Here is an 11,069-nt window from a genome sequence, read left to right on the forward strand (position 1 = left end):
CGAGCTTGCTGGCGAACCTTCCGTCGTCGGTGGGGATCCGGCGCAAAGGGCATCGCGAGCAAGCTCGCTCCCACGGCGGCCGGGCACCCGGCCGGAGGCCCGCATGAGCCGCGCTGCCTGGGCCGGACAGCTCGCCCGCCGCCGGCGGCGCGCCGAAACCGCGCACCCGCTCATCGTCGAAGGTCGCCTGCGCCGCGTGGTCGGTCTCACGCTCGAGGCGGAGGGCTGCGAGGCCGCGCTGGGTGCGCGCTGCCTGGTCGACACCGCCGACGGCAACCAGCTCGACACCGAGGTGGTCGGCTTCGCCGACGAACGCCTGCTGCTGATGCCGGTGGGCGAGATGCACGGCGTGCTGCCCAACGCACGGGTGCGCCCGCTCGCCCGCGCCGGCGGCCTGCCGGTCGGCGCCGGCCTGCTCGGACGCGTGGTCGGCGCCGACGGCCTGCCGCTGGACGGCATGGGCGCGCTGGACACCGGCGAGCACGCCGCGCTCAAGGCCGAGCCGATCAACCCGATGGCGCGCAAGCCCATCGACACCCCGCTGGACACTGGCGTGCGCGCGATCAACGCACTGCTCACCGTCGGCCGCGGCCAGCGCCTGGGCCTGTTCGCCGGCTCCGGCGTGGGCAAGTCCACGCTGCTGGGCATGATGACCCGCTACACCGACGCCGACGTGGTGGTGGTGGGCCTGATCGGCGAACGCGGCCGCGAGGTGAAGGAATTCGTCGAGCACACGCTGGGCGTGGAAGGCCGCCGGCGCGCGGTGATCGTCGCCGCCCCCGCGGACGCGCCGCCGCTCAAGCGCCTGCGCGGCGCGCAGTACGCCACCGCGATCGCCGAATGGTTCCGCGACCGCGGCCAGCGCGTGCTGCTGCTGATGGATTCGCTGACCCGCTACGCGCAGGCCCAGCGCGAGATCGCGCTGGCGATCGGCGAGCCGCCGGCGACCAAGGGCTACCCGCCGTCGGTGTTCGCCATGCTGCCGGCGCTGGTCGAGCGCGCCGGCAACGACGCCGAGGGGCGCGGTTCGATCACCGCGTTCTACACCGTGCTGACCGAAGGCGACGACTACCGCCATGACCCGATCGCCGACGCCGCCCGCGCGATCCTGGACGGCCACATCGTGCTGTCGCGCGACCTGGCCGAGGCCGGGCATTACCCGGCGATCGACATCGAGGCCTCGATCAGCCGCGTGATGCCGGCGGTCACCGCGCGCGAACACCAGCGCGCGGCGCAGCGTTTCCGCCAGGTCTATTCCGCCTATCGCCAGCAACGTGACCTGATCGCGGTGGGCGCCTACCAGAAAGGCTCGGACCCGCAGGTCGACCAGGCCATCGTGATGTGGCCCCGGCTGCGCGCGTTCCTGCAACAGGAAGTGGACGAACCGATGAACCTCGCCGACGGCATCGCCGCCCTGAACGCCCTCGCCGCGGAGGCCACGCAATGAACAAGCGCGCCGACCGCCTGCAGCCGGCCGCGGACCAGGCCAGGCAGCGCAGCGAGGACGCGGTGCTCAGGCTCGCCGAGCAGCAGCAGCGCCTGGCCAGGGCCGAGCGCCAGCTGGCCGAACTGCGCGGCTACCGCCAGGAATACGCCAACGCCGCCGGCGTCGGCGGCTTGACGGCCAGTGCGCTGATCAACCGTCAGCAATTCGTCGAGCGCATCGACCGGGCGATCGCCCAGCAGACGCTGGAGATCGAACGCCAGCACCGCCTGCTCGAGCAGGCGCGCGCGCAGTGGCGCGACGCGCACGCCCGCGAGGCCGCGCTGGACAACGTGATCGACCGTTATCGCGAGCAGGAGCGCAAGGCCGAGGAGCGGCACGAGCAGAACCAGATCGACGAACGCATGCAGCACCGACGGCCCGTGCGATGAGGGCTTGGCGCGAAGTTTGCTGGCTGCCTGACGGGCGTCTTCCGCCGCCAGAGCCATCGACGAGGTAACCATGGGCGCGACCACCGCTGCCGTCATCCCCGCCACGCCGCGGGCCCCGCCCGCGCGGCCCGCCGCAGGCCCCGCTCCCACCGAGGATGCCGCGCGATTCGACCGGCACCTGGATGCCGCGCGCCAGCAGCACGGCGAGGCGCAGGATGCGCCGGCCCGGGAGGCAGGCCACGGCGAGGCCGAGGCCCGGGCCGAAGCGCCTGCCACGGCCAAGGCACACCAGGCACCCGGGGACCCCGCCGCAAAGACGCCCGACGCCGACGCGGCCGCACTGGCCGCCGCCATGCTCGCCTTGATCGGCCAGGCGGCACCGGCCAAGCCGGCCGCGCTCGCCGACACGATGGCGCACACGCCGGTCCGGGCGGGCGAGGACGCCAAGCCGGCGACCGCGCCGGCCGGGCTGGTGCTGCTGGCCGGCGCCGCCACGGCCGCCATGGCGGCAACCGGACCCGGTCCGGCCACGCCGGCCGAGGCACTGGCGCCGGTGCTGGCGGTGGCAGCGGACCGCAAGGCCGCCGCGCAGGCGCTCCCGGACGGGTCCGCCGCGGCGCTGGCCGCGGCGCCGGTCCCGCCCGCCGACCCGGCCGCGAACGCGGCACCGGCGCACGCGCTCAGCATCTCCAGTCCGGCCGGTACCCCCGTATTCGCCCAGGAGCTCGGCCAGCACGTCGCCTGGCTGGGCACGCAGGAGGTCAAGCAGGCCCGCATCCGGTTGCACCCGGAGGAACTGGGCGCGCTCGACGTGAAGGTCAGCCTGAACCACGACCGTGTCGACGTCAGCTTCGCCGTGCAGCATCCGGCCGCCGTCCACGTCGTGCAGCAGACGCTGCCGCAACTGGACACCCTGCTGGCCCACCACGGCCTGGCGCTCGGCCAGGCGGACGTGGGACAGCGCCAGCAGCAGGGCGAGGGTGGCCGGGGTGGCGAGGCCGCCGGCGCGTCCGGCGAGATCGAGAGCGAGCCGGCCGCGGTGGCCGGCACGCCGGTCGCCGGCCTCGGGATGCTCGACACGTTCGCCTGAGGCCGGCGTCCCGGCCCCGGTCTGCCGCGGCTGCGGTGGCTGCGAGGGAGCGCGGCTGTGTAGGGCTCGACGCTGACCCTCGGGAGGGCGGCTGGATCGCAGGGCCCTCCGGGAGAGTGCGAGAGACCCCCTCGCAACGGCGACCGCGGCGCCCAGGTGCCAGGGCCGGACTCGAAGCCCGCTCGCGCCCCGGCACCGGCGCCGGCTTCCTCCCGCATGTCACCCGGCGTACCGGATCGGTGGCGCCGGTTTTCCGTGCTCCCTACCCAGCCGCTCGCACCGAGCGTTGGCGCGAAGCGCCCAAGTCGAGGCGCAGCCGGTACGCCCCACACTCCGCCGACCCGAACGCGCCGGCCGGCCGCGCCGGCTTTCAGACACCCGTCGTGATCGCGACGCGCGCGATCGCCGGCGCGCGTCAAGAAAGCGCCGTTTCGGCCGCAAACATGGCTGGGACAGGGCCCGCCGCCGTGGCATGCGGCTTGCAACGGTGCTCCTGCAAGGTGGCGCCCCGTGGCGCCAGAGACCAACGGATCGAGGGTAGGCATGGCAACGACGGAACAGGACGCAGTGGCGACGGTGGTGCAGAAGAAGAGCCGCTCGCCGCTGGTGATCGGGCTGGTGGTGGCGCTGCTGGCGGTATCGGGCGTATGCGCCTACACGCTGGCCGCGCTGCGCACGCACGGGAAGGCCGAGGCGACCGCCAAGACGGCCGAGGCCGCACCGGTCAAGACGCAACCCGAGTACTTCCTGCCGCTGGACCCGGCGTTCGTGGTCAATTTCCGCGACGACGATTCGATGCGCTACCTGCAGGTCGGCGTGACGCTGATGTCGCACGACCCCTCGGACCTGGACGTGGTCAAGAGCGTCGATCCGATCGTCCGCAATGCCCTGGTGATGCTGTTCAGCCGCCAGGACTACACCGTGCTCAGCGACCCCGCCGGCAAGCAGAAGCTGCAGGCCGAGGCGCTCGACGCGGTCCGCAAGATCGTCGCCGCGCGCACCGGCAAGCCCGGCATCGACGCGGTGTACTTCACCAGTTTCGTGATGCAGTGAGGCCATCGCGCCCATGAGCGACCTGCTTTCCCAGGACGAGATCGATGCGCTGCTCGACGGGGTCGAGGGCGGCACCGTTGCCACCGGCGAAGACGAGCCGCTCCCCGACGAGGCGGTCCGTCCCTACGATTTCACCCAGCAGGACCGCATCGTCCGCGGGCGCCTGCCCACGCTGGAGATGGTCAACGACCGCTTCGCACGCTTCTTCCGGCTGGGCGTCTTCAACGTGCTGCGCAAGGCCTGCGAGGTGTCGGTGCTCGGCGTGAAGATGGTGAAGTTCGCCGAGTACGTGCACGGCCTGGCCGTGCCGAGCAACCTCAACCTGGTGAAGATCAAGCCATTGCGCGGCACGGCCCTGGTGGTGCTGGAGCCGCGACTGGTGTTCACCGTGATCGACAATTTCTTCGGCGGGGACGGGCGCTTCCACGCGCGCATCGAGGGCCGCGACTTCACCGCGACCGAGAACCGGGTGATCCAGATCATGCTGGCCGAGCTGTTCGGCGCCATGGTCGAGGCGTGGAACCCGGTGCTGCCGCTGGAGTTCGAGTACCTGAACTCCGAGATCAACCCGCAGTTCGCCAACATCGTCAGCCCCACCGAGACGGTGGTCGTCTCGCGCTTCCACGTCGAGCTCGACGGCGGCGGCGGCGAGATCCACCTGACCCTGCCCTACGCCATGGTCGAGCCGATCCGCACGCTGCTCGACGCCGGCGTGCAGAGCGACCTGGCCGACCGCGACGAGCGCTTCATGGAGCAGTTGCACGAGGAGGTGCTCGACGCGGACGTCGAGCTGAGCTCGCTGCTGTTCGAGATGGAGCTGTCGATCGGGGATTTCCTGCGGCTGCGCCCGGGCGACGTGATCCCGGTGCAGTTGCCCGAGCTGTGCACGGTGTTCGCCGAGGACGTGCCGGTGTTCCGCGGCCGCTACGGCCAGGCCAACGGCCGCGCCGCGATCCAGTTCCAGACCCAGGTCGGCCGCCGCGAGATGCGCGCGCCCGGCGATTTCACAGAGAAGAAGAGCGCATGACTGCCAACGATGCCGCGGTCGCCGACCGCATCGAACCCGACGCCCTGACCGGCCTGGCCGCCGACGCCGGCGACGTCAACCTGGACATGATCCTCGACGTGCCGGTGACGCTGGCGATGGAGGTCGGGCGCACCCGCATCAGCATCCGCAACCTGCTGCAGCTGAACCAGGGCTCGGTGGTGGAGCTGGACCGCGCCGCCGGCGAGCCGCTGGACGTGTTCGTCAACGGCACGCTGGTCGCGCACGGCGAGGTGGTGGTGATCAACGAGAAGTTCGGCATCCGCCTGACCGACGTGGTCAGTCCGGCCGAACGGGTGCGGAAGCTGCGCTGATGGGAGGGAACGGGGAACGGGGAACGGGGAACGTGCAGCGCTGGGCCTGCGCCCTGGCGCCTGTCGCCTCCTCGCCCGACATCAACGTCGGCGGCGAGCTGCTGCGGGTGCTGCTCAGCCTCGCGGCGGTGATCGCGCTGATCTTCGTCGCCGGCTGGATGAGCCGCCGCCTGCAGGCGCGCACCCCGCCGGGCGGCCGGCGCATCCGCTGCGTGGAAACCCTGGCCGTGGGTGCGCGCGAGCGCGTGCTGCTGCTCGACGCCGACGGCAAGCGCCTGCTGGTCGGCGTGGGGCAGGGCGGCCTGCGCACGCTGCACGTCTACGAAGGCGCGGCTCCGGCCGACGCCGCCCCTCCGTCCGACGCACCGGCGGCCCCCAACTTCGCGCAACTGCTGTCGCGCTGGAAACGCAATCCGTGAAAGTCCGTCCGTTCCGCCGCTGGCGGCCGCTGCTCGTACTGGTGCTGATGCTGCTGCCGCTGTTCGTCTTCGCCGCGCCGCAGGCGGCTTCCGCACCGGCCGCGCCGGCGCTCGCCATGCCGGCCAGTCCCGCCTCGCCCGGCGGCATCCCGGTGCTGACCGTGCACGACGCGCCCGGTGGCGCGAAGAACTGGACGCTGTCGCTGCAGCTGCTGGGCCTGATGACGGTCCTCACGCTGCTGCCGGCGATCCTGCTGATGATGACCTCGTTCACCCGCATCATCATCGTGCTCGGCTTCCTGCGCCAGGCGCTGGGCACGCAATCGACGCCGCCCAACCAGGTGCTGCTCGGGCTGGCGCTGTTCCTCACCCTGTTCGTGATGGGGCCGGTGTTCAACAAGGCCTACGGCGATGGCGTCAAGCCGTACATGGACGGCCAGATGACCGCCGAGCAGGCGCTGCCTGCCGCCAGTGCGCCGTTCAAGCGCTTCATGCTCGACCAGACCCGCGACGCCGACCTGCAGCTCTTTACCCAGCTGGCCAGGGAGAAGCCCTACGCCGGCAAGGACGAGGTGCCCTTCCGCGTGGCGATGCCGGCGTTCCTCACCTCGGAGCTGAAGACCGCGTTCCAGATGGGCTTCCTGCTGTTCATTCCGTTCCTGATCATCGACCTGGTGGTGGCCAGCGTGCTGATGTCGATGGGCATGATGATGGTCTCGCCGATGATCATTTCGCTGCCGTTCAAGATCATGCTGTTCGTGCTGGTCGATGGCTGGACGCTGCTGATCGGCACGCTGGCCGGGAGTTTCTACACGTGAACGGCGGCACCGCTTCTGCACCCTCTCCCCGCCGGGGAGATGCGCACATTTTCCGTTCCTCCGGCACGCGCCGCCCATGACTCCTGAATCCGTCATCGAGTTCGGCCAGCACGCGCTCTACGTGGCGATGCTGATCGCCGCGCCGCTGCTGCTGACCGCGCTCGCGGTGGGCCTGTTGGTCGGCGTGATCCAGGCGGCCACGCAGATCAACGAGATGACGCTCTCGTTCATCCCCAAGCTGATCGCGATGGCGGTGGTGGCGCTGGTGACCGGGCCGTGGATGCTGCGCACGTTGGTACAGTTCACGCGACAGCTGATCGAGGGCTTGCCGGGGGCGGTGAAGTGACGCTCGACCTGGCTGCCATCGAGGCCTGGTTCGGCGGCCTGCTGTGGGCGCTCGGCCGCGTCGGCGGCCTGTGCCTGGTCGCGCCGGTGCTGGGTGCGCCGATGATCCCGGCCCGCATCCGCGTGGGGCTGGTGTTGCTGCTGACGTTGGTGCTGGCGCCACTGGCGCCGGCCGCGGTCGATCCGTTGAGTGCCGACGGCGTGGCGACCATGGCCGGCCAGGTCGTGGTCGGGGCCGCGGTCGGCTTCGTGCTCAAGCTGGTGTTCGAGGCGGTGGCCTTCGGCGGCGAGCTGGTGGGGCAGGGCATGAGCCTTGGCTTCGCCGAGGTGGTCAATCCGGCCGGCGGCGGCAGTACCCCGGTGCTCAGCCAGTTCTACACGGTGCTGGTGACGCTGCTGTTCCTCGCGCTGGACGGCCACCTGAAGCTGATCGCTCTGCTGGCCGACAGCTTCCACACGCTGCCGCCGGGGCCCTCGGCCCTGGGCACGGAAGGGCTGCATGCGGTGGTGCTGTTCGCCACCCATCTGTTCGCCGGCGCCGTGCGCGTGGCGCTGCCGGCGGTGACCGCGCTGCTGGTGGTGAACGTGGGCTTCGCCGCGATCAGCCGTGCCGCGCCTTCGATGAACCTTTTCGCGGTGGGCTTTCCGATCACCCTGTGCCTGGGCTCGATCGCACTGTGGCTCGGGCTGCGTGCGCTGCCGGGCGCGTTCGACACGCTCCGGGAGAGCGCCTGGTCGCTGATGCGCGAGCTGCTGGGAGCCTGAGCCCATGGCCGGGAACGACGACCAGGAACGCACCGAACAACCTTCCGAAAAACGCCTTCGCGAAGCGCGCGAAAAGGGCGACGTCCCGCGATCGCGCGACCTGTCCGGCGCGCTGGTGGTGATGGCCGGCGTGGCGGCCCTGCTTTCCGGCAGCACGCGGGCGATGGCGCATGCGCGCGCGATCTACCACCTGGGCCTGGATTACCCCCGCGAGGCACTGTTCTCCGATGCCCTGCCGGCGCGCGCACTGGGTTTGGCGTTGCGCGAGGCATTGCTGCTGTTCGCGCCGGTGGCCCTCGCCACGCTGCTGGCCACCTTCGCCGCCCCGATGCTGCTGGGCGGAATCCGATTCAGCGGGCAGGCGCTGCAGCCGAAGTTCGACCGGCTCGATCCGGTGGCCGGCCTCGGCCGCCTGTTCTCCATGCGCGGCCTGGTGGAACTGGGCAAGGCGTTGCTCAAGCTGCTGTTCATCGGCACGGCGCTGGCGATGCTGCTCAAGCATTCGGTGGACGAGCTGCAGGCCCTAGGCCGCGCCGACGTGGCGCTCGGCGTGGCGCGTTCGCTGTCGCTGATGGGGCGCTCGGCGCTGCTGTTCGGCGCGCTTCTGGCGCTGATCGGCGGCGCCGACGCGCTGTACCAGAAATTCGACCACGCCAAGCGCCTGCGCATGACCCGGCAGGAACTGAAGGACGAGGCCAAGGAGACCGAGGGCAATCCCGAGCTCAAGGGTCGCATCCGCCAGGTGCAGTTCGAGATGTCGCGCCGGCGCATGATGCAGGAGCTGCCCAGGGCCGACGTGGTGGTGACCAACCCCACCCACTTCGCGGTCGCGCTCAAGTACGACGAGCACGGCGCCGGCGCGCCGCGCGTGATCGCCAAGGGCGTGGACGTGCTGGCCCAGCAGATCCGCCTGGTGGCGGGCAGCCACCGCATTCCGATGGTCGAGGCCCCGCCGCTGGCACGCGCCTTGTATGCCACCACCTCGCTGGGCCGGGAGATCCCGGTCGCCCTGTACGTGGCGGTGGCGCAGGTGCTGGCCTACGTCTACCAGTTGAAGCAGGCGACGGCACGCGGCGACACGCCGCCGCCGGCGCCGCAGCCCGAGGTCGATCCCGACCTGATGGGTCCCTACAAGCTCTGACGAGGAATGCAGATGGCCGCCGTGGGCGCAATGGAGAACCTCAAGCAGCTCGGGCGCCGCGGCGCCGGTGCGCCGGTGGTCATGCTGGCCATGCTGGCGATGGTGATGCTGCCGCTGCCGCCGTTCCTGCTGGACATGCTGTTCAGCTTCAACATCGCGCTGTCGCTGGTCATTCTGCTGGCGGTGATCTACGTCATGCGGCCGCTGGAGTTCGCCGCTTTTCCGACGGTGGTGCTGATGGCGACGCTTTTACGTCTCGCCCTGAACATCGCCTCGACCCGCGTGGTGCTGCTGCACGGCCATGACGGCCCGGGGGCGGCCGGCAAGGTGATCGAGGCGTTCGGCGAGTTCGTGATCGGCGGCAACTTCGCGGTCGGCCTGGTGGTGTTCGCGATCCTGACCATCATCAACTTCGTGGTCGTGACCAAGGGCGCCACCCGCGTGTCTGAAGTGACCGCCCGCTTCACCCTGGACGCGATGCCCGGCAAGCAGATGGCGATCGACGCCGATCTCAACGCCGGCCTGCTGACCCAGGAGCAGGCCCGCGAGCGCCGCCAGGAGGTACGCGAGGAAGCGGACTTCTACGGCTCGATGGACGGTGCCTCGAAGTTCGTCCGTGGCGACGCCACCGCCGGCATCCTGATCCTGTTCATCAACATCGTCGGCGGCTTCTTCGTCGGCATGTTCCAGCATGGCCTGGGCGCCGGCGAATCGGCCAGGACCTACACCCTGCTGACGATCGGCGACGGCCTGGTCGCGCAGGTGCCCGCGCTGATGCTGTCGATCGCCACGGCGGTGATCGTCACCCGCGTGTCCAAGGCGCAGGACATGGGCAAGCAGGTGATCGGCCAGGTGTTCGGCCAGCCGCGCGCGCTGGCCGTGGCCGGCGCGGTGCTGGGCGTGATGGGCCTGATCCCGGGCATGCCGAACATCGCCTTCCTGCTGCTTGGCGGCTGCTGCGGCGGTGCCGCCTGGCTGATGCTCAAGCGCGAGCGCGAGACCCGCGAGAAGCTCGCCGAGACGGTGGCTGAGCCGGCGGTGGCCGCGCCGGTGCCGGCCGAGCGCGTGGAACTCAACTGGGACGACGTGGCCAGCGTCGACCCGCTGGGCCTGGAGGTGGGCTACCGGCTGATCCCGCTGGTGGACACCCACCAGGGTGGCGAGCTGATGGGCCGCATCAAGTCGGTGCGGCGCAAGCTGTCGCAGGAGTTCGGCTTCCTGGTGCCCTCGGTGCACATCCGCGACAACCTGGACCTGGGGCCCAACACCTACCGCATCACCCTGATGGGCGTGCCGATGGGCGAGGCCGAGGTGCACAACGAGCGCCTCCTGGCGATCAACCCCGGCCGCGTGCACGGCCCGCTGCAGGGCATCCAGACGCAGGACCCGGCGTTCGGCCTGGAGGCGGTGTGGATCGAGCAGGGCCAGCGCGAGATGGCGCAGAGCCTGGGCTACACCGTGGTCGACCCGGCCACCGTGGTCGCCACGCATCTCTCGCACATCGTGCAGAGCCACGCGCACGAACTGATCAGCCACCAGGACGTGCAGCAGCTGCTGGACCGTCTGGCGCAGACCGCGCCGAAGCTGGTCGAGGACCTGGTGCCCAAGCGCCTGGCGCTGGGCGTGGTGGTCAAGGTGCTGCAGAACCTGCTGGCCGAGCGGGTGCCGATCCGCAACATGCGCACGATCGTCGAATCCTTGGCGGAGCACGCCGGGCAGAGTCAGGATCCCGGCGTCCTCACCGCCGCCGTGCGCGTGGCCCTGGGCCGGCAGATCGTGCAGGAGATCACCGGCCTGGGTACCGAGGTGCCGGTCATCACGCTGGCGCCGGAACTGGAGCAGATCCTGATGAACTCGCTGTCCGGCGGCGGCGTGGCCGGCGCCGCGGTCGAGCCGGGCCTGGCCGACCGCCTGCAGCAGAGCGTGGCCGACGCCGCGCGCCGCCAGGAAATGAGCGGCGAACCGGCGGTGTTGCTGGTGCCGCCGCAGCTGCGTCCGTGGCTCGCGCGCTTCACCCGCCACGTGGCACAGAACCTGCACGTGCTCGCTTACAACGAGGTGCCTGACAACCGCAGGGTGCGGCTGGTGCAGGCGCTCGGACGGTAAGGCGAGGAGACGGGTTATGGCGTTGTCGAAGCGGGAACGGGAAACGGGGAACGGGGAACGTGCAGTTCGCCGGGCGCGCGCGGGCGCCCGCCTGGCTT

The 11,069-nt window shown here is 71.0% G+C and carries 12 protein-coding genes; all 12 read left to right on the forward strand.

All coding sequences use genetic code 11. The annotated features are described in order from the left end of the window. The first annotated feature begins 103 nt into the window (after window positions 1-103). Window positions 104-1,447, forward strand: a complete 1,344-nt coding sequence (fliI, locus tag WAT24_RS04125; protein ID WP_336806566.1) for a flagellar protein export ATPase FliI — start codon at window positions 104-106, stop codon at window positions 1,445-1,447. Beyond that, window positions 1,444-1,875, forward strand: coding sequence for a flagellar export protein FliJ (fliJ, locus tag WAT24_RS04130; RefSeq protein ID WP_336806567.1), 432 nt, complete (start codon window positions 1,444-1,446; stop codon window positions 1,873-1,875). The genes fliI and fliJ overlap by 4 nt, the downstream gene beginning before the upstream one ends. 70 nt (window positions 1,876-1,945) lie before the next feature. After that, window positions 1,946-2,965: a flagellar hook-length control protein FliK gene (locus tag WAT24_RS04135; RefSeq protein WP_336806568.1), complete on the forward strand. Its 1,020-nt coding sequence runs from the start codon at window positions 1,946-1,948 to the stop codon at window positions 2,963-2,965. A 543-nt stretch (window positions 2,966-3,508) separates the two neighbouring features. After that, a complete protein-coding gene (locus WAT24_RS04140; RefSeq protein ID WP_336806569.1) occupies window positions 3,509-4,018 on the forward strand; it encodes a flagellar basal body-associated FliL family protein in 510 nt (169 codons plus the stop codon). Between the two features lie 13 nt (window positions 4,019-4,031). Next, window positions 4,032-5,045: a flagellar motor switch protein FliM gene (fliM, locus tag WAT24_RS04145; RefSeq protein WP_336806570.1), complete on the forward strand. Its 1,014-nt coding sequence runs from the start codon at window positions 4,032-4,034 to the stop codon at window positions 5,043-5,045. Continuing rightward, the gene (gene fliN / locus WAT24_RS04150) at window positions 5,042-5,377 is read left to right on the forward strand and encodes a flagellar motor switch protein FliN (protein ID WP_336806571.1); all 336 of its coding nucleotides are present in this window, start codon (window positions 5,042-5,044) and stop codon (window positions 5,375-5,377) included. Before fliM ends, fliN begins: the two co-directional genes overlap by 4 nt. Before the next feature lie 32 nt (window positions 5,378-5,409). Next, entirely contained in the window at window positions 5,410-5,796 is a 387-nt protein-coding gene (gene fliO, locus WAT24_RS04155; protein WP_336806572.1) for a flagellar biosynthetic protein FliO, read from the forward strand. A 47-nt stretch (window positions 5,797-5,843) separates the two neighbouring features. Further along, the gene (fliP, locus tag WAT24_RS04160) at window positions 5,844-6,614 is read left to right on the forward strand and encodes a flagellar type III secretion system pore protein FliP (RefSeq protein ID WP_336806870.1); all 771 of its coding nucleotides are present in this window, start codon (window positions 5,844-5,846) and stop codon (window positions 6,612-6,614) included. Window positions 6,615-6,690: 76 nt separating this feature from the next. Continuing rightward, a complete protein-coding gene (gene fliQ, locus WAT24_RS04165) occupies window positions 6,691-6,960 on the forward strand; it encodes a flagellar biosynthesis protein FliQ (RefSeq protein WP_336806573.1) in 270 nt (89 codons plus the stop codon). Further along, window positions 6,957-7,724 (forward strand): flagellar biosynthetic protein FliR, encoded by a 768-nt coding sequence (fliR, locus tag WAT24_RS04170; protein ID WP_336806574.1) that lies wholly within the window; start codon window positions 6,957-6,959, stop codon window positions 7,722-7,724. Before fliQ ends, fliR begins: the two co-directional genes overlap by 4 nt. 4 nt (window positions 7,725-7,728) lie before the next feature. Further along, window positions 7,729-8,865 (forward strand): flagellar biosynthesis protein FlhB, encoded by a 1,137-nt coding sequence (flhB, locus tag WAT24_RS04175; RefSeq protein ID WP_336806575.1) that lies wholly within the window; start codon window positions 7,729-7,731, stop codon window positions 8,863-8,865. Between the two features lie 12 nt (window positions 8,866-8,877). After that, window positions 8,878-10,971 carry a flagellar biosynthesis protein FlhA gene (flhA, locus tag WAT24_RS04180; RefSeq protein WP_336806576.1) on the forward strand — a complete coding sequence of 698 codons (2,094 nt, stop codon included), beginning with the start codon at window positions 8,878-8,880 and terminating at the stop codon, window positions 10,969-10,971. The last annotated feature ends 98 nt before the right edge of the window (window positions 10,972-11,069 follow it).

Source organism: Fulvimonas yonginensis (assembly GCF_037137055.1).
In the GTDB taxonomy this organism is placed as follows: Bacteria; Pseudomonadota; Gammaproteobacteria; order Xanthomonadales; family Rhodanobacteraceae; genus Frateuria_A; species Frateuria_A yonginensis.